Source organism: Citrobacter sp. Marseille-Q5395 (assembly GCF_947057495.1).
In the GTDB taxonomy this organism is placed as follows: Bacteria; Pseudomonadota; Gammaproteobacteria; order Enterobacterales; family Enterobacteriaceae; genus Citrobacter; species Citrobacter murliniae.
On record NZ_CAMSEL010000018.1, the window covers coordinates 103,080 to 123,028 of the forward strand.

General features: G+C 49.3%; 18 protein-coding genes. 4 read left to right on the forward strand and 14 right to left on the reverse strand.

Translation table 11 applies throughout. The features are described from left to right. Positions 1-59: 59 nt before the first annotated feature. The 10 genes from fabY to yihU all read right to left on the reverse strand — a co-directional run bounded on the left by fabY (position 60) and on the right by yihU (position 9,735). Entirely contained in the window at positions 60-1,001 is a 942-nt protein-coding gene (gene fabY / locus OH663_RS19410; RefSeq protein WP_045449228.1) for a fatty acid biosynthesis protein FabY, read from the reverse strand. 44 nt (positions 1,002-1,045) lie between these two features. Then, the gene (dtd, locus tag OH663_RS19415; protein WP_045449226.1) at positions 1,046-1,483 is read right to left on the reverse strand and encodes a D-aminoacyl-tRNA deacylase; all 438 of its coding nucleotides are present in this window, start codon (positions 1,481-1,483) and stop codon (positions 1,046-1,048) included. Beyond that, positions 1,480-2,352 (reverse strand): virulence factor BrkB family protein, encoded by an 873-nt coding sequence (locus tag OH663_RS19420; RefSeq protein WP_048223346.1) that lies wholly within the window; start codon positions 2,350-2,352, stop codon positions 1,480-1,482. Before OH663_RS19420 ends, dtd begins: the two co-directional genes overlap by 4 nt. Beyond that, entirely contained in the window at positions 2,346-2,945 is a 600-nt protein-coding gene (gene yihX, locus OH663_RS19425; RefSeq protein WP_048223344.1) for a glucose-1-phosphatase, read from the reverse strand. Before yihX ends, OH663_RS19420 begins: the two co-directional genes overlap by 7 nt. Before the next feature lie 91 nt (positions 2,946-3,036). After that, entirely contained in the window at positions 3,037-3,927 is an 891-nt protein-coding gene (locus OH663_RS19430) for an aldose epimerase family protein (RefSeq protein ID WP_200012955.1), read from the reverse strand. A 30-nt stretch (positions 3,928-3,957) separates the two neighbouring features. After that, positions 3,958-5,283, reverse strand: a complete 1,326-nt coding sequence (locus OH663_RS19435) for an MFS transporter (RefSeq protein ID WP_048223340.1) — start codon at positions 5,281-5,283, stop codon at positions 3,958-3,960. Positions 5,284-5,385: 102 nt separating this feature from the next. Beyond that, positions 5,386-6,819, reverse strand: a complete 1,434-nt coding sequence (locus OH663_RS19440; RefSeq protein ID WP_045449214.1) for an MFS transporter — start codon at positions 6,817-6,819, stop codon at positions 5,386-5,388. Between the two features lie 69 nt (positions 6,820-6,888). Then, positions 6,889-7,899: a zinc-dependent alcohol dehydrogenase gene (locus tag OH663_RS19445; protein ID WP_045449212.1), complete on the reverse strand. Its 1,011-nt coding sequence runs from the start codon at positions 7,897-7,899 to the stop codon at positions 6,889-6,891. Positions 7,900-7,931: 32 nt separating this feature from the next. Next, a complete protein-coding gene (locus tag OH663_RS19450; RefSeq protein ID WP_045449211.1) occupies positions 7,932-8,819 on the reverse strand; it encodes an aldolase in 888 nt (295 codons plus the stop codon). A 25-nt stretch (positions 8,820-8,844) separates the two neighbouring features. After that, the gene (gene yihU, locus OH663_RS19455; protein WP_048223338.1) at positions 8,845-9,735 is read right to left on the reverse strand and encodes a sulfolactaldehyde 3-reductase; all 891 of its coding nucleotides are present in this window, start codon (positions 9,733-9,735) and stop codon (positions 8,845-8,847) included. 172 nt (positions 9,736-9,907) lie between these two features. On the opposite strand from yihU, the gene OH663_RS19460 reads away from it, so the two are divergent. Together OH663_RS19460 and OH663_RS19465 are read left to right on the forward strand one after the other, a co-directional pair. Beyond that, positions 9,908-10,804 (forward strand): sugar kinase, encoded by an 897-nt coding sequence (locus tag OH663_RS19460; RefSeq protein WP_045449207.1) that lies wholly within the window; start codon positions 9,908-9,910, stop codon positions 10,802-10,804. A 39-nt stretch (positions 10,805-10,843) separates the two neighbouring features. Then, a complete protein-coding gene (locus OH663_RS19465; protein WP_045449205.1) occupies positions 10,844-11,632 on the forward strand; it encodes a DeoR/GlpR family DNA-binding transcription regulator in 789 nt (262 codons plus the stop codon). 64 nt (positions 11,633-11,696) lie between these two features. On the opposite strand, the gene OH663_RS19470 is transcribed toward OH663_RS19465, so the two are convergent. From OH663_RS19470 to typA, 4 genes are all read right to left on the reverse strand, one after another. Continuing rightward, entirely contained in the window at positions 11,697-12,962 is a 1,266-nt protein-coding gene (locus tag OH663_RS19470) for an MFS transporter (protein ID WP_045449204.1), read from the reverse strand. A 100-nt stretch (positions 12,963-13,062) separates the two neighbouring features. Continuing rightward, on the reverse strand, positions 13,063-14,043 hold the full coding sequence (locus OH663_RS19475; protein ID WP_045449202.1) for a sugar phosphate isomerase/epimerase family protein: 981 nt from the start codon (positions 14,041-14,043) through the stop codon (positions 13,063-13,065). Between the two features lie 8 nt (positions 14,044-14,051). Then, entirely contained in the window at positions 14,052-14,762 is a 711-nt protein-coding gene (locus OH663_RS19480) for a GntR family transcriptional regulator (RefSeq protein ID WP_045449200.1), read from the reverse strand. A gap of 241 nt (positions 14,763-15,003) precedes the next feature. After that, on the reverse strand, positions 15,004-16,827 hold the full coding sequence (gene typA, locus OH663_RS19485) for a ribosome-dependent GTPase TypA (RefSeq protein WP_045449198.1): 1,824 nt from the start codon (positions 16,825-16,827) through the stop codon (positions 15,004-15,006). 380 nt (positions 16,828-17,207) lie between these two features. On the opposite strand from typA, the gene glnA reads away from it, so the two are divergent. Further along, positions 17,208-18,617: a glutamate--ammonia ligase gene (gene glnA / locus OH663_RS19490; protein ID WP_045449196.1), complete on the forward strand. Its 1,410-nt coding sequence runs from the start codon at positions 17,208-17,210 to the stop codon at positions 18,615-18,617. Between the two features lie 273 nt (positions 18,618-18,890). After that, positions 18,891-19,940 (forward strand): nitrogen regulation protein NR(II), encoded by a 1,050-nt coding sequence (glnL, locus tag OH663_RS19495; RefSeq protein WP_045449194.1) that lies wholly within the window; start codon positions 18,891-18,893, stop codon positions 19,938-19,940. Positions 19,941-19,949 lie beyond the last annotated feature (9 nt).

Here is a 19,949-nt window from a genome sequence, read left to right on the forward strand (position 1 = left end):
CAGCACCCCGTAATCTTCCGGCAGACGCGTTCATCGAATAAAAAGGAATCCCTTTCTGACTACTCTTCCTCGTTGCCGCCCTCTTCCAGCGGTCCGAAGGGTTTCGCAGGCAACACGATGTACGTGCCTTCAAATACCACGCCCGCCGTATCATCGCCAAACAGCTCTACCTGCATCTGAACTCGCGCCTTGCGGCCTCTCGCCAGACGGTCGAGGTCTCCACTCAGTGAGCCCAGATCAGCGATGGCAGTGGGTTTCCCGGTGATAGGCCTGCTGTATCGGATATGTGCGTCGGCGAGGATAATTGTCCCGCCCAGATGGCGCTCGCGTAACATCAACCAGATGAGTCCCCAACCGGTTAATGTCGCCAGTGAAAACAGGCTTCCCGCGAACAAGGTATGGTGAGGATTCTGATTGCCGGTCTCGGGCATCGTCGTAATAAATTTTTGCCCGGTATACTGCTGAATACGCACACCCATCTTCTCACTCAACGGAATATGCTCGTACCAGGCTTGCTGTAACTGCCCACACCAGTCACCACGATGGAGAATATCATCCAGCGTAGCGATGGGTTTAATCATCAAAAAGTGGCGCACTGGCGTGGTCTGCGGCGTGGTAATTTCTCCCTGACTCACAAATCCCAGCTTGGCGAAAAATTCGACTGCGTCTTCACGGGCGCTGCAGGTTACGCGCTTAACGCCTTCCTGACGCGCCACAGACTCGAGGGTCATCGCCATTAGCGTTCCCAGTCCCTTCTCCTGTACTGACGGATCAACCGCCATAAAGCGTATAGAGGCTTCGTTATCCGCATTGATGTACAGACGGCCTACAGCAACTAGATTACCCTCTTCATCCACCACCATCTGGTGATGAGCCATGGCATCCCAGGCATCCCGTTCTGAGCCTTTTGGCTGGTGCAGCGGTTTACGCAGCATCTCCCAGCGGAACTGGTAGTAACGCTCCAGTTCTTCTTCTGTTTGCGGTACTCGAAGGTGATACATAATTGTATTCTCTCTTGTTACCCGCGACCACGCCGGAAGCTGGTTCATACCTGTAACCAGAACGTCACGGGGCCATCATTAACCAGTGAAACCTGCATATCAGCAGCGAATCGTCCGGTCTGCGTGTTCATTTCCTGCTGACGGCAGCGCTCAACGAAGTACTCGTACAGCGCCTCTGCCCGATCGGGTGCTGCACCCTTTGAAAATCCGGGGCGCATACCACGTTCGGTATCTGCTGCCAGCGTAAACTGTGATACCACCAGCACACTGCCACCGGCCTGCTGCACGTTCAGATTCATCTTACCTTCGGAATCACTAAAAATTCGATATCCGAGCACGCGTTCACACAGGCGGTTCGCTTTCTGTTCGTCATCATCCTTTTCGACACCTAATAAGACCAAAAGTCCTGGGCCGATTTCACCCGTCACCTCGCCCTCCACGGTGACGCTGGCACGGGTTACGCGCTGAATTAATGCAATCATGGTTGCTCTGCTTCTTCTTGTTCTGCGGCTTGTTTAAGTTTGCGGTATTCCCCGAGAGTGACAGTTATTTCCGCGCCTAGCAAGACGATACACCACGTCCAGTACACCCAGACAAATAAAATGGGGATCACCGCCAGGACACCGTAAATAAGCTGATAAGACGGGAACATAGTGATGTAGAGCGCAAATCCTTTTTTCCCGGCTTCGAACAAAACGGCGGCGACAAATGCCCCGATCACCGCATCGCGATTGGGTACGCGCGTCGTGGGTACGATGCTGTAAAGCAGCCAGAATGAGAGCCAGGAGAGCACCAACGGAAAAATGCGCAGTACATCATCAATGACTGAGTTGAGATCGCTGGCCCAGCGAAGTGACAACAGATACGAGCTGATTGCCAGGCTGGCCCCTGCCAACAGCGGACCCAACGTTAAAATCATCCAGTAGACAGCAAAAGAATACACTTTAGGCCGTGTACGCTTGCTACGCCAGATGGTATTCAACGCGCTGTCTATGGCATACATCAGCAATAGCGACGTCACAATCAGCCCACACGCGCCAACAGCCGTCATTTTGTTTGAGTTTGCGACAAACTGTTCGATATAACGCTGAATGACATCACCTGTCGCCGGGATAAAATTAGCAAAAATAAAATGCCGTAGCTGAATGCTGACGTCAGAAAACATCGGAAATGCGGCGAAAAGAGCAAAAACAACGGCGATAAGCGGCACTAATGAGAGCAATGAAACGTAGGCAAGATTTCCTGCCAGCGTCGTCATATTGTCCTCATCAATGCGATGCCATAATAGCTTAAGCCAGGCCCATACAGGACGCGTATGATGCCGGGCTTTTTGGTGTACATTTTTTAGCATAACAACTTCGCGAAATAGTCAGGAATGGTCGTTTTATCGACGACCTGGATACTGGTGATCCCTAGCCGGTTAGCCCCTTCAATATTATCGGCGTTGTCATCAAAAAAGACCGCATCCGCAGCGGAAAAACCTTCAGACTGCAGGACATGCTGGTAAATCCGCGCTTCCGGTTTACGCATGCCGAGTTCCTGGGAAAGATAAATATGGTCAGCAGCCTGACGAACTTCAGGATACTCATCCGGCCAAAACGTCGTGTGCAAGCGGTTGGTATTCGAGAGCACGACCACGCGATGCCCTTGCTCACGCAGTTTATGCATAATGTCGATCACTTCAGGTCGTAATGCGACGAAAACAGCCTGCCAGCCATGAGAGAACTGCTCATAACTCAACGGAAGCGCCATGTCATGGCACAGAGCCTCGGCAAAGGCCTCATCCGTTATTTCACCCCGTTCATGCTGGTGAAAAGCATCTCCCATGGTAAAACTTTGCTTCAGCGAAGCCAGCGGTACACGACTCAGATCGCTCCATGTACCTAACACGCGATTGAAGTCGATATCGACAATCACATTACCCAAATCAAAGATATAGAGCATGCCCTTCTCCTTACTCGCCGTGGATGAATAACTGTAGCGGGAAAGGAGAAGTTTGACTATGAGTCCCTGTCGGGATTATTCGGTAATTACCTTAGTCTTCATGACTAAATTGCCAGCGAGACTCAATCACCAGAGGAAGATCGACGCTGACAAATTGTGGCGTCACATTTATTGCATTCGGTGCCTGAGTGAGCGGGTTGACACAGGTTGCATCGGGCTGTTTATCAAAGACAACCAGACTTTGTGCAGCCGACGTCATCACCATGCTCAGCTTTCCTGGCCATTGTAATCTGACATGAAGATCGGCATTAAAACCAAAGCAGTCATCCCATGGACCAAGCTGCGGAGAGACCTTGTTGCCTGTCGGTAGTTCATTACTTCCAGCTTCTTCCTGCCAGTCGGCATTAAAGCTCACCCGCAATTCCTCATCTTCATGCTGCGCATCCAGGTGTTTAACAAACCAGGGGTGCCAACCTGCTGATGCCGGAAAGGTTTCTGACATAGAACGAATTTCTAATCGCAGAATTAGCGCGTTGTCTTCTAGGGCTAGCGTTTGCAAGACCTCACCCTGCCAAGGCCAAGGCGCACCCAACGGCATACGCAGCGTCAATTTATCTTTCTTATGTTCAATAATTTCCCATGATGAATAACAAGCCATACCGTGCAAAGCATGGGGGGGCTTATTAGCCGGTAAATCATACTGCTTCTCACCCACTTTCAGCGTTGCATACCCGAGGCGCCCCGCCCAAGGGACCATGGGAAAGCAGCCATATTGAAACGCCCTGCGCTGCGGTTCCCATTGCCTCAAGACTTCAAAGCCAAATGCCTGTAGCGAGGTAATTCTGGCACCATCACGCGGAAAGACCTGAAGACGGAGATGGCCTTTTTCCAGCAAAACCGGTTGGCCGATAGGCCCTGGCCAGGGGGCATCAAACGCACGCTGTAATGCTTGTTGATGTTCGGTACTCAGTTCAGTATTCATTTAATTTTTCTCTGATATTTAGGTAAGAAGTTAATTATTGTTAGCGTCATTTTTGTTGTCCGAATGTGGCTCAATAAGCCAGACGCAAATAAATGAAAGTATTGAGATAACAAACAGAAACAGTGCTACATACCACGGCTTACCGCCACCCAGAGCCAGCAAACTGGAGGCAATCAACGGGCTTAACCCGCCCAGAATGGCAGAAAACTGATAGGCAAATGACAGCCCCGTATAACGAACCCGGGTACCGAACATGCGGGTAAACAGCGTGGGCTGTACCGCAAACATCATCGTAGGCCCCAGGTTATAACCAAGGATCATGCAGCCCCAGATGATAAGAGTGTTCTTTGTGTCCAGCAGCAAGAAGAAGGGGAACGCAAACAGAATACAAAAGCCCGCCCCGAGCAGGTACATTTTCCGTTGCCCGACACGATCAGAGATCCAGCCAATTAACGGACAACTCACAATACCAATCGCTGAAGCGATCAGCATACCGTTGAGTGGGATATCCCTTGATAACGCCAGTTGACTGGAAATATAGACAATCCCAAACGCGTTGATGATGTTCGATGAAACACTCTCTGCCAACCTGGCACCAAGCGCCAGCAGAATATTGCGCGGGTGTTTACGGAAGAGTTCAATCAGCGGAGGGGTCGATTTGGTCTGCGTTACAGCATTTTTTTGCTGTTTAAAATCCAGAGTCTCTTCGGTATGAAGTCGTATGAACATCCCCACAATTAACATGATGGAGGATAACCAAAATGGGATACGCCATCCCCAGGAAAGAAATTCCTCCTGGGTCAGGAAATGGTTACACAGTGCGAATACGCCCGTTGCCAGCATAATTCCGACTGAGGCCGCCGTTTGCGGGAGCGAACCTAAAAATCCACGCTTCGCCTCGGGAGCAGATTCAATGGTCATCAACGCCGCTCCACCATACTCTCCTCCCAAACCAAACCCCTGAACCAGACGCAAAATCATCAATATAATCGGCGCCCAGATACCAATATCCTGGTATGTTGGTATAAAACCGATTAAAAACGTTGAGGAGCCGACAATTGCTAATGTCCAAATCAGCGTTATTTTGCGGCCAACTTTATCGCCGAAATGACCAAAAACAATGCCGCCTAGTGGACGGGATAAAAAGCCCACGCCAAAGGTTGCGAAAGCGGCAATCAAACCAATAAAAGGATCACTATCAGGGAAAAACAAGGGAGCAAAGACCAGTCCTGCCGCCGTTCCGAAAATAAAAAAGTCGTACCATTCCATCAACGCTCCAGCAAAACTCCCCATGACAACACGCCTCATGGCTTTGCCGGATAGTTCTTTCCCTGGTGTATGTTCTTTTTCAGCCATAATTTTCCTCTCCGGGTCGGCGAGAAATCTGCTCAACAGAATCACTTAAAGACGGAGGATTTTTATGAGAAAGCGCGCCTACACATGCGACGCGCTTGCTTGTTATTTCTCCAGCTCAGCCAGCACCTCAGCATCTTCAGCATCAACATTTGCACCAAGTGGTTCCCACTTAATCAATACACATGTCAGAAAGCCGAGGAAAGGAACAATTGCCAGCCAATAGAATGCTTCTGTCTTTAATGCCCCCCACAACATAGGCCAGAAGATCAACCCAGCTATCGCCCCCGTACGCATAATGGCACGCGCGAATCCTACACCGGTCGGACGAATGGTTGGCGGATAAGAAAGCGTGGCGATGGTCATTCCCAGACCACCAGGGCCAGCAGAGTGGAAGAAAATAATTGCGCCCAGCAACCCTAAAGAAAGCCATGGATTTGTGGTTGCCAGCGTTCCTAATGCCAGCAACGCTACCGTCACGACAGCGAATCCATACATTGACTGAAGACGTGTCCCCAGCCGCTGGAGAATAAGTGAGCCGATCAATCCCCCGGTAATTCCACATAACGCATTCACAACTGCGGAACCGCTAAGCGCGCCGGTTAATCCTCCACTCAGTATTCCCGCCAGAGTCAACGGTAAATAAACACCCACAGCGTTATATTGCCAAGCCTGCATTGTCGCCACGACGCAACCGAGGATGGTACGTTTGCGGTAACGTGAATTAAATAAGATGCCATATCCACCGTGAAACTTACTTTCTGTTTTTTCGGAGGAAATATCATTGTTTTTTGACGTGGCAGCAACGCGAGCATGGACACCATAACGTTTTGCCAGAATACCGCAGGCTTCATCATAACGTCCGACTCGCGCAGCCCACATTGCAGACTCACCAATAAAGAAGTAACGCAGGATCATGATAATGACGGCAAAAATAGCGCCAATGAAAATCCCATAGCGCCACAATTGCTCTTCAGCAATACCCGACAGCAGCAGCGGGAGCAGCACAAGATAGACAACTGTAGTTGAGACATACCAGGCCATTTGCCAGAGGTTAACTGACGAACCAGTCTTCCTGGAGGTTGAACCTCGTAGTTCCGCAACTGCGTTTGTTGCCAGAGGGAAATCAATGCCCAGGCCAAATCCCATAATCACACGGCACACTAGCACCCACCATATATTGGGGGCTATCGCGACAGCTGCTGCACCAATCGTGCACAACCCCATCCCGATGATAAATGCACGCTTTTGACCAAAGCGGTTAATCACACGGTTCGCCAACAACCCACCAATCAGGGCTGCAACTAAAACAGATGCGTTGACCGTTGCCGCAAGGCCCGGTGAAATACCAAATTGCAGTGCGATATATTTGTTACCAAACCCCACCATCGCCGCCTGATAAGCATCAATAAGAATACCGCCCAGAGCGATAAAAATGATGCCGACACTGGTGTTTACTGCTGAATGTTTATTAACAATATCAATCACGTCCTGGGGACGACCGATCGAATAAGGTGCAGGACTGGTGATGTGACTCATCGCAGTATCCTTTTTCATTGTTGTAGGGTGGCGCTACCATTAAGTAGCGCCAGACAGAGGGTTATGCCATCAAGCCTCAGCAAATTGCAGCATGACTTTTATCGAGTCATTTTGCTGCGCACGTTCAAACGCCTTCGCCGCATCTTCAATCGGGAATAGATCGGTCACCAGTTCGCTGGTATCAAACCGCCCATCCGCAAGCCACTCGATTACCGCATCAAAGTCTTCCGGGATATACATGCCAGAATTCAGTAGATCACGTTCGAAACGCTGCATCATCGGGAGAGGGATTTCGCGTGGACCGCTTGGTACGCCCATACACACCACGGTTCCCCCGGCATAGACATGGGTAAAGGCATCATTCAGCGTGGCTTGCGCAGCAACAACATCGATTGCACCCGTAAAACGAGCCTGCGGATCCAGTTCCCCCGGAGCGCAAACTTCTGCCGCCCCCAGCTTTAACGACAGCGCTCGTTTGTTAGGATCAGGTTCGATGACGGTGATTTTTCCTGCCCCCATGATGCGCAGCGCCTGCACAATGGATAAACCAATGGTTCCGGCACCAATCACTAATACACTTTCCAGAGAAGCTGTCGGCATACGGCTCACACAGTGACGCGCGCAGGCTGCCGGTTCAGCAAAAGCAAGCGTCTTAAGTGGCAGGGAAGCAGGGGCAACATGACAGTTTCGCGACGGAACAATATGTTGCGATCGGGCGAAGCCCGGCGCGCGGAAACCAGCTACCTGCGGAGGTTCACACAAATTAAAGCGGCCGGCTTTACAGGCTCGACACTCCATACAGGCCATAATCGGGTCGACAACAACATGGTCGCCCGGTTTAACATTCGTCACCTCACAGCCAACCTCTGTTACACGTGCCGCTATTTCATGTCCTGGCACAACCGGGGGTTTGGCAAAGGGATGCCCCCCTTTCAGTACATGCAGATCAGAGCCGCAAATTCCGTAGAAAACAGGGGCAATGCGGACTTCCATCGGTTTAAGTTCCTGGTGTGGCAGCTCAACATATTGAGTCGTCACTGTCCCAATATCAGAAAATAGAACTTGGGTAATCTTATCCATGGTTCTGCTCCAGATTCGTTAAAAATCGGTGATTAACGCTGAGAAATACCTTCATCCACAATTTCTGCCAGACGTTGTAAACGTGGAACGGACACATCACGCAGCATAGTTTGCGGATCCTGAGCGCCAACAACCGACGCCCATACAGCACGCCCTGCCAGGAATCCCGAAGCTCCACCCTTCATGGCGATGCGAACTGCGCGGCCAAAGATATCCGCATCAACGCCAGAGGAGAGAATGACCCATGGCATTTTCATTTGATCATGTAACTTTTGACATGCAGCAAGCAGGGTCTGTTCATCACCTTTGCCGCCTAATGGCATTTCCGCTTTATAGAGGTCGGCATCAGTGCAGCCAAGCTCCGCCGCAGCAGCAACAATGGCACTCTCCTTGTCAAATACCCAACCGCGACGTGGGGGACGCACGACCGGTTCAATGATGCTAACCAGCCCGGCGCTACGGCATCGTTGAACAAACTCCTCCACCATAGCCAGACGTGCTTCCGCTGGTTCATCTTCGCGCCATAGCACCAACAGCTTCATCGCTTTTGCCCCCATCTCACGGGCTTTATGAGGGTCAATTGCCCTGTCGATTTCTACACTATCTACCGGGATACCATTGCCCGGGACAAAATGGTCAGCCGCCACAATCAGGCCGCATGAATCCGCTACTGCGCCCTGTGAGACAATCTGCTCGAGGCAAAATTGTTTATCGGCCAGAACCGCAGAGGCATAAGGAGACAGAATTTGGGTCGCAGCGACTTTAAAATCAGTTAATACGCTGTCAGCAACTGGTTTAGGATGCCCTGAAGCAGCAAACATCAGGCGCATAGCTTCACGCTGATCGACAGCCAGCATGGCAAATCCTCCACCAGGGCGAGAAATATCTTTCAGCGTGTATGAGGTATTGTGGGAAGACATAGTAACTCCTGTGAATGTTTAAAATTTAAAGTGAATCTGGTCGACCAGCCTGCTGACGAACCTGAGATAACAGAGCGCTCCAGTCCTGACGGCCTCTACCATTCTCACTGGCGCTGGTGTAATACGTTTCAGCAGCAATCCCCATATTGAGTGGTGCACCGGTCTGGCTGGCGACATCGACAGCAATACGTAGATCTTTCAACGCCAGGTCCACCATAAATGCCGGGGAAAGATCCCCTTTCAGCACTTTGCCAGGCCAGGTTGTCGTAAAGTGCCCCTTACCTGCGGCCGTACCGCTCATGACCTTGATTGCTACATCCAGACTCAGACCCAATGATTCGCAAAGCACTGCTGCTTCCGCTGACAAGGCATTTAGCGCGATGCTCATGTAATTGTTGATAAGCTTTACGCGGATCCCCATACCAGGCCCCCCGGCTTCTACCAACTCATTTCCCATGCACATCAAAACTGGACGCGCGCGTTCAACCTGTTCAGGTGTACCACCCGCGAGGATCAGCAGCGTACCGTCGATAGCGTTAACGGACGTTCTGCCTACCGGAGCATCCATCATGCTGATGCCTTTCTCTTGCATTTCATTAATCAACGCATCAGTCTGCAATGGATGAATGGTGGACATATCAATAACCAGCGCATCATGAGACAGACCTTCACTCACCCCATCTTTGCCCAGTAGCACTTGCCGAACGATGTCGCCATTTGGCAGCATAGTGATAATGAATTCGGCACCTTTAGCAGCTTCGGCGGGAGTTTGGGCAGCAATTGCACCTTTTTGTACTAACTCATTAACGGCCTGTTGGTTTACGTCGAACACGCGTAAGGCATGTCCCTTTTGCAACAGATTGTTAGCCATTGGGCTGCCCATCTGACCCAATCCCAAAAATGCAACGGTAATCATGAACGGTCTCCTGTCTTAGGTTGACAAAATAATTACAAACAAAAACTCATTTCCGTCTGTTTTTGAGCATATTTGTAATTTATGACGAAAAACAAGACATACGTCACTAATTTGATCATTTATGTCATTAAAATGAACAAAAGAAGACAGGATCACACAGGACTAAACAAATATGACCAGAATCGCATGTGTTGGAATTACCGTTCAGGACCGTATTTACTCGTTAAACACGCTGCCTGACGGCGGTGGGAAATATCAGTCAAATCAATATCTGGAGACAGGTGGCGGCCCGGCAGCAACAGCGGCCGTCGCTATTGCCCGGCTCGGCGTTGACGTCGATTTTATCGGTCGGGTGGGTGATGACAGTTGTGGGAATACCTTGCTTAACGAACTTCAGGGCTGGGGGGTTAATACACAATTCTGTCGTCAGTACCCAAATTCCCGTTCATCTCAATCCGCAATATTGGTTGATCAACACGGCGAACGCATCATCGTGAACTATCCAAGCCCGGATCTCGATACAGATGCAAAGTGGCTAGAATCGATTGATTTTACTCGCTATGACATCGTTCTTGCAGATGTGCGTTGGCATGAAGGGACATTAAAATCCTTCGCACTGGCACGTGCAGCTGGTGTACAGACGCTACTGGATGCAGATATGACACCGCAAGATATAACCCCATTGGTGGCACTTGCCGACCACGCGGTTTTTTCGGCTCCAGGACTTAAGCGAATGACTGGGCAGGATAATACACAACATGCTCTAAAACTGGCTGCCGGGCGAACTGATGGTAAAGTGTACGTTACGCTTGGTGGCGAGGGGTCGCAATGGATTGAAAATGAACATATGTATCAACAGGCTGCATTTTCAGTCAATGTGGTAGATACAACCGGAGCAGGCGATGTTTTCCACGGTGCAATGGCGGTTGCTCTTGCAGAGAAAATGCCCACCGAACAAGCGATCAGCTTCGCAAGTGCGGTGGCCGCGATGAAATGTACTCAGGCTGGCGGACGAGCCGGAATTCCTAATCGTGCGCAAACCGAATCATTTTTGTCACTTTATGCGTAAAATAACCAGCAATTACGGGGAAGAAGTCCAGGAGTATTCATGAGCATCATTGAAGTCACCGGTAATCCGCGACACGATCAGCTTGTTCATTACATTACAGAACGCGGCTATATGAATATCGAAGAGCTGGCGCAGTTGCTGGATGTTTCCACGCAAACTGTGCGCCGGGATATTCGTAAGTTGAGCGAACAGGGCCTGATCACCCGACATCATGGTGGAGCCGGACGAGTATCCAGCGTCATGAATACCGCCTTTGAACAGCGGGAGTTGTCTCTTACTCAGGAAAAAGAAGCGATCGCGGAGGCGGTTGCTGACTATCTTCCTGAGCGTTGTACGGTTTTTATTACCATCGGAACAACGGTAGAGGCCGTCGCGCGGGCTTTGTTAAATCGCCGGGACTTACGCATCATTACTAATAGCCTTCGTGTTGCGCAGATCCTGTATAAGAATCAAGATCTTGAGGTAATGGTACCTGGCGGAACATTACGTGCTCATAATGGCGGTATTGTTGGCCCTGGCGCAGTGAACTTCATTGAAGGATTCAGAGCCGATTATTTGATTACCAGCATTGGTGCCATTGAAGAAGACGGCACGCTACTGGAATTTGATGTTAACGAAGCGCTTGTAGCTAAAACTATGATCAAACATGCACGTAATACGCTGTTGGTTGCCGATCATACTAAGTTTACCGCCTCGGCTGCTGTTTCTATTGGTAATATGCGTAAAATTCGGGCATTTTTTACCGATGCTCCACCGCCAAACTCCTTCAGGCAATTGCTTGATATAGAGAATATTGAACTGGTTGTTGCTGATCAGGTGACCTCCTGATCCGTTTGATAAAAAAGCCGCTGATTATCAGCGGCTTTTTCGTATTCTTCGATATCGAAGCCTGTTACGCCTCTGCAGTTTCCAGCATTTTCTTGCGTTGGCTAATCCGTTTAACCAGCATCACGGAGACAATCGCACCGCAGAAGGCAAAGCACGCCATAATGCCAAACACGATTTTGTAGCCGATAAGACCCGGGTTTAAATCCAAAATATATCCGTACAGACTGAAGCAGAACATCGCCGGGGCGTAACCGATAAAGCTGCCCAGCGCCATTGCAGCGCCCGTCTGGTTCTCGGCAATTTTGGCTTCACCAATCGGGGCAAAGAAAACAGCGCGCTGCGTAAAGACGATCGCACCGAAGCCCAGTGTACACACCATGCCTAAATAAACCGGCATACTTTCATGCGGCAGAATCATCAGCAACACCAGAGCTACCGTGCTGATCATGAACGTATAGCATAAGTATTTACTGGGTGATTTCAGGATCTTATCCGAGATCATCCCGCCAATCGGGCCACCGACCATTTTCAGACAGTACTGGTTAATAATCCCATAAGCCCCCACCAGCGCGACCGGCAGCATATAGATGTTTTTCAGGAACGGGATGAAGAATGTTAATCCACAATAGACGGCATACACAAAGAAGACGTTGAAGGCGATTAGCCAAATGGTTTTATCCTTCAATACCGATGTCATGCTGGGATTTTTCGGCGCATCTTCTGCATCCTGCACTTTTGCCACAGGCGCATCTTCTTTATCATTCAGCACAAAGAAGATAATGATCCCCACGATAATCACGATGGCAGAGTAGAACCAGATACCGGCTTTGAATCCCAGCAATCCGCTACCGAACCAGGTAAAGACGGCCAGCGCGGAAAATGCGACAACCGTATCAACAATACCGCGGCCCGTTTCGAAGAAACCAAACAATCGACCCTGTTGTTCACTATTCCCCAGACGGCTAACAGATTTTAATAGCACTGGCCAGTTCATCATGTCACAGGTGACGCCAAACAGCGCCCAGACAAAGAGGATCCCCCAATAGCCAGGCATAGAGGTCAAATAGACCCCCAGCAATCCTGTGGCAATAAGAGAAAAAGACATGGTGTATTTACGTGGCAATTTATCTGCAAAATAAATAGATAAGAAAAAACCCACGGTAGTCACAAATGAGTTCACTGACATTGCATTACCAATTTGACCATTGGTCAAATGGAAGTATTCTTGCATCGGAATATAGAACGCATCTTTCAGTGAAGGTAATTTGTAGATTGTACCGCCGCACAGCGTTAACAGGCTAAAAAGTGCCCATTTCTTTTTTGTGAGCATAGCATCCCCTAAATGATTATTTAAATCATTTGTTTTGAAAATAACAATATGACCATTCCCCTGGAATGGTTTAAGCAACCTAAAAAGAAACGAAGATTTTTTAATTAGTTAGAATATCATGTGCCTCATTTTTTATTTGTTGTAGCACGCTACGCACAAATTTTAATTGTTGAATAGCATCGTTTTTTTCTTTAATTAGACGTTCTTCCAGAAGATCAGCTGTAGGCAACGGTGTTTCACTCATTTGGCGCCATGGGATCCATGGATTATCACCTTCATTTTCAAAACGAAACGCTGGAGCATAATAATCAACTTCCTCTTCCAGTCCGTAAGCCATTACCTGTGGCTTATCATCACCTAAACAGATCAGTTTGGTCAGTAGCGCCTTAAATGGCATATCTCCCTGGCCCGATGTACAGGCTTTGTGGCCCAGCCCCGCTTTTTCATTAATGATTAACGCATCTTTAATATGCACCTGAGTAATGTGCGGTGACATCGTATCTAGCGCTGTTAACGGATGTTCATTCGCATTGATCATATTTGCGAAATCAAAGAGTAAAGAGAGTGACTCCATATCGCTGTTCTGAATTAATGACACTAATTCATGGCTCTTCAAGTCTTCATGCTGTTCTAACGTAAATGTCAGTCCGCTATCCTGATATCTTTCACGCAAATATTTGATATCTTGAGTTATTGTTGCAAGAACATCCTGAAGATTACCTTCGTAGCGTGGATAAAACCTTACGGAAGAGGCACCTGTTTTTAAAGCAATAGAGACGGCCTGGTCAATGGACTTTTTATCAGAGGAGCTGGTTTCAATATGAATATCCAGCTGCAACTTACGCGCTTTATCACCGAATGCTGACAGCTCATTGTCATTCATATTTTCCAGAGAATAACGCTCACCATCAAGAACGTGAATTTTCACGCCGCGCAGATTATTTTCATTAGCAATATCTAATAAATCATTCGGTAATATTCGCTCAAGACGCATATTTAAATGATAAGCATATGCGTGTAGATATAGGGGAAGGTTATCTACACGAGCCAGGATTTTATGTGCATTATCTTTAGTGACCATAAACGTACCTACAAGTTAATGAAGAGATCAACTGCTTCAAATCGCCAATACTCAATATCTATTTGCACGATGTTGCCATCGCTGTCGGCCCGATGTTTTTCAATAAGAATGGCAGGCATTCCAGCAGAGCCGCCAATAAATTTACTAATATCACCGGCCATTCTGACAGGTTTAAAAACCAGTTTTTTGATTACCGTTTCTTTTTTATATTCGTTTTCCCACACTGAAGAAAATGACTGACTTTCAAGCTGTTCAATAAAACCCGGAGCAACCTTCGGATTAATATACGTTTCGTGATAGAAAACCTTATGCCCTTCCAGTGCTCCCCAACCCGTTATCCGATACAGTTCATCAGACGGCGTAGCAGCTACCAGCGGAGCGGTAGCTTCAGGATAGTGAGATACCCGGCTTTTCTCGATAAATCCCCAGGAAGGCTCTCTGCCCTGCTCAAGCGCTGCGCGCTGAAAGCTTGCCGATAATTCCGGGCTGTAGTTAAAACGAGCCTGTGTGACATACCATCCTTTGCGGTCTTTACGAAAGATTTTGGATTCAGACTCGAGGTTTAATAACGCCTGACGTAACGTCATACGCTTGATACCCAACAGCTCTCCCAGTTCTCTTTCTGAAGGGAGTTTTCCGCCCGGTGTGGTGATCCCATCTTTTAACCAACGATCTAACTTCTCTTTCGCATTTTCAACGGTCGACTGATTACTCGTCATTGTTTAATCCATTTGGTTTAAACCAGATGGTTTTATCATACGCTGACGTCGAAAAAGAAAGCAAACACACGCATCGAGCTTTAGAAATAATTGTGACAAAGCTCTCTTATGGCAGGAATCTGAAGTGGAAGTGGTTAAGACGGCAGGCAGGGATTAAGCGTAACTCTCATCTGATTCCAGGAATAACAAGCAAAAAAAAACCCCACCAGTAGGCGGGGTCTTGTCACGAAAAGAGCGTTAATTACTCTTCTTTCGCGCCACGCATTGCACGGCGACGATCGTTTTCGGTCAGGTGACGTTTACGAATACGGATGGAAGTTGGAGTAACTTCTACCAGCTCGTCGTCATCGATGAATTCCAGAGCCTGCTCCAGAGTCATCTTAACCGGCGGAACCAGAACCGTTGCTTCGTCAGTACCAGACGCACGCATGTTGGTCAGTTTCTTACCGGTCAAGCAGTTTACAGTCAGGTCGTTAGAGCGGCTGTGAATACCGATGATCTGGCCTTCGTAAACTTCAGCACCGTGACCCAGGAACAGCTTACCGCGATCCTGCAGGCTGAACAGTGCGAACGCAACTGCTTTACCCTGACCGTTGGAGATCAGTACGCCGTTCTGACGCTGGCCAACATCACCCGCACGAACATCGTCGTAATGGCTGAAGGTGGAGTACAGCAAGCCGGTACCGGAGGTCATGGTCATGAATTCTGAACGGAAACCGATCAGACCACGGCTTGGGATCACGTAGTCAAGACGTACGCGGCCCTTACCATCTGGATTCATGTTTTTCAGGTCGCCTTTACGCTCACCCAGAGCCTGCATCACAGAACCCTGGTGCTGCTCTTCGACGTCCAGCGTGACGTTTTCGAACGGCTCTTGTTTACGGCCGTCGATTTCGCGGAAGATAACTTTCGGACGGGAAACCGCCATTTCGAAACCTTCACGACGCATGTTCTCGATCAGAACTGACAGGTGCAGCTCACCACGACCGGATACACGGAATGCATCCGCATCTTCGGTTTCTTCAACACGCAGTGCCACGTTGTGCACCAGCTCTTTGTTCAGGCGGTCAAGGATCTGACGAGAGGTAACATATTTACCTTCTTTGCCACAGAACGGAGAGGTGTTTACGCAGAAGAACATGGTTACGGTCGGCTCATCAACAGACAGTGCCGGCAGCGCTTCGACATTTTGCGGGTCGCAAATAGTGTCAGAGATGTTCAGCTCGCCCAGACCGGTGATCGCGATGATATCGCCCGCTTCAGCAATGTCACTCTCAATACGTTCCAGACCCAGATGGGTCAGGACCTTACCGACTTTACCGTTACGAGTTTTGCCTTCGCTATCAATGATAGTGATCTGCTGGTTCGGTTTAACTTTACCGCGTTTGATACGACCGATGCCGATAACACCAACATAGTTGTTGTAATCAAGCTGAGAGATCTGCATCTGCAGCGGGCCATCAAGGTCAACGTTCGGTGCTGGTACACGATCGATGATGGTCTGATACAGCGGAGTCATATCTTCAGCCATATCTTCGTGATCCAGACCCGCGATACCGTTCAGCGCAGAAGCGTAAACGATAGGGAAGTCCAGCTGTTCGTCGGTAGCATCAAGGTTAACGAACAGGTCAAATACCTGATCAACAACCCAGTCAGGACGCGCGCCCGGACGGTCAACTTTGTTGATAACAACGATTGGTTTCAGGCCATGGGCAAAGGCTTTTTTGGTCACGAAGCGCGTCTGCGGCATCGGACCATCCATTGCATCAACGACCAGCAGTACGGAGTCTACCATGGACATTACACGTTCAACTTCACCACCGAAGTCGGCGTGCCCAGGGGTATCAACGATGTTGATACGGTAGTCATTCCATTTGATAGCGGTGTTTTTAGCGAGGATGGTAATCCCACGCTCTTTCTCCAAATCGTTGGAGTCCATCACGCGCTCTTGGGTTTCAGCACGTGCATCGAACGTACCGGATTGTTGGAGCAGCTTGTCTACCAGGGTGGTTTTACCATGGTCTACGTGCGCGATGATGGCGATGTTACGCAAATTTTCGATCACAACTTTGCCTCAGGCATTTTAGAAATAGCGCGTTATTGTACACGGATTAATCGCAGTACAAAACAGGATCACAAACATCCTCCGCAAACAAGTATTGCAGAGTTTCTTTGTGATCACATTCACGGAGCGTTAAAAGGGGTATTTTGATGTCCATTGCACCAATATGGTGCCTAATGTTCACATTAAAGCACTATAATGGTGCAATACAACATTCATGGTGCAGCCCCTTTGCACGATGGTGCGCATGATAACGCCTTTTAGGGGCAATTTAAAAGTTGGCACAGATTTCGCTTTATATTTTTTACGGCGACACGGCCAATTTTTTGCAGAATTGTAGACTTCGTTACCACGACGACAATGACCAATCCGGGAGAGTAAGTATGTCCGCTGAACACGTTTTGACGATGCTGAATGAACACGAAGTGAAGTTTGTTGATTTACGCTTCACCGATACTAAAGGTAAAGAACAGCACGTCACTATTCCTGCTCATCAGGTAAATGCCGAATTCTTTGAAGAAGGCAAAATGTTTGACGGCTCCTCAATCGGTGGCTGGAAAGGCATTAACGAATCAGACATGGTTCTGATGCCAGATGCTTCTACTGCTCTCATTGACCCGTTCTTTGAAGAGTCTACTCTGATCATCCGTTGCGATATCCTGGAACCAGGTACGCTGCAAGGTTATGACCGCGACCCGCGTTCTATTGCTAAACGTGCTGAAGAATACCTGCGCGCTACCGGCATCGCAGACACCGTTCTGTTCGGGCCAGAGCCAGAATTCTTCCTGTTTGATGACATCCGTTTCGGCGCATCCATCTCCGGTTCCCACGTCGCTATCGATGACATCGAAGGTGCCTGGAACTCCTCCACCAAATATGAAGGTGGTAACAAAGGTCACCGTCCTGGCGTGAAAGGCGGTTATTTCCCGGTTCCTCCGGTTGATTCCTCCCAGGACATCCGTTCTACCATGTGTCTGATCATGGAAGAAATGGGCCTGGTTGTTGAAGCGCATCACCACGAAGTGGCGACTGCGGGTCAGAACGAAATTGCTACCCGCTTTAACACCATGACCAAAAAAGCGGACGAAATTCAGATCTACAAATATGTGGTTCACAACGTTGCACACCGTTTCGGTAAAACAGCGACCTTTATGCCAAAACCAATGTTTGGCGATAACGGTTCCGGTATGCACTGCCACATGTCCCTGTCCAAGAACGGCGTAAACCTGTTCTCTGGCGACAAATATGCTGGTCTGTCTGAGCAGGCGCTGTTCTACATCGGTGGTGTTATCAAACACGCGAAAGCAATTAACGCCCTGGCAAACCCGACCACCAACTCCTACAAGCGTCTGGTCCCGGGTTACGAAGCACCGGTAATGCTGGCTTACTCTGCCCGTAACCGTTCTGCATCTATCCGTATTCCGGTAGTCGCCTCTCCGAAAGCACGTCGTATCGAAGTGCGTTTCCCGGACCCAGCGGCTAACCCGTACCTGTGCTTCGCCGCGCTGCTGATGGCTGGCCTTGACGGTATCAAGAACAAAATCCATCCTGGCGAAGCCATGGATAAAAACCTGTATGACCTGCCGCCAGAAGAAGCGAAAGAGATCCCACAGGTTGCTGGCTCTCTGGAAGAAGCACTGAAAGAACTGGATCTTGACCGCGAGTTCCTGACTGCAGGTGGCGTATTCACCAATGAAGCGATTGACGCGTACATTGCACTGCGTCGCGAAGAAGATGACCGCGTACGCATGACGCCGCACCCGGTAGAGTTCGAGCTGTACTACAGCGTTTAACCGTATCTTAATAATCCGACGAATTTCACGTTGCGGCAAAGCGGCAACTGAGCAAATCCCCAGGAGCATAGATAGCTATGTGAGTGGGGTGAGCGAAGGTAGCTAACGCAGCAGCGACGTGGAAGGCGCCAGGAGTTTTTTAGTTGCCGTGGAACTTTTAGCCCATCACACGATGGGCTTTTTTCTCCACCAACAACCTGATCCTTCGCGCTTTTTCTAAGTAAAAAGCTATAATGCACTAAATTGGTGCAACCTTTTTCAGGAGACTGCTGAATGGCAACCGGCACGCTGCCCGATGCTGGGCAGATCCTCAATTCGTTAATCAACAGCATTTTACTTGTCGATGATGAGCTGGCGGTACATTACGCCAACCCCGCGGCACAGCAGCTGCTCGCCCAAAGTTCTCGTAAACTGTTTGGTACACCGCTTCCTGATCTGTTGAGCTATTTCTCTTTGAACATCGGACTGATGCGAGAGAGCCTGGAAGCTGGCCAGGGCTTTACGGACAACGAAGTGACGCTGGTAATAGACAGCCACTCACATATCCTCTCAGTGACCGCTCAGCGGCTTCCTGACGGCCTTATCCTGCTGGAGATGGCCCCAATGGATAACCAGCGCCGTCTGAGTCAGGAGCAGCTCCAGCATGCTCAACAAATTGCGGCCCGCGATCTGGTACGCGGACTGGCGCACGAAATTAAAAACCCACTGGGCGGGCTACGTGGTGCTGCGCAGCTTCTCAGTAAAGCACTCCCGGACCCGGCGCTGACAGAATATACCAAAGTCATTATTGAGCAGGCCGATCGCCTGCGTAATCTGGTTGACCGTTTGCTGGGTCCACAACAGCCAGGTATGCACGTTACGGAAAGTATTCACAAAGTGGCTGAACGCGTGGTAGCACTGGTCTCAATGGAACTACCGGAAAACGTCACGCTGATTCGTGATTACGACCCAAGTCTTCCAGAGCTGCTGCACGATCCAGATCAGATAGAGCAGGTTCTGTTGAATATCGTGCGCAATGCGCTACAGGCGTTAGGGCCAGAAGGTGGCGAGATTATTCTGCGAACCCGCACCGCTTTCCAGCTCACGCTACACGGTATGCGTTATCGCCTGGCTGCACGTATTGATGTTGAGGATAACGGTCCGGGTATTCCCCCTCACTTGCAGGATACGCTGTTCTACCCAATGGTCAGCGGTCGCGAGGGTGGTACCGGACTTGGATTATCCATCGCCCGTAATTTGATTGATCAACATTCCGGCAAAATTGAATTTACCAGTTGGCCGGGTCATACCGAGTTCTCGGTTTACCTGCCTATCAGGAAATAAAGGTGACGT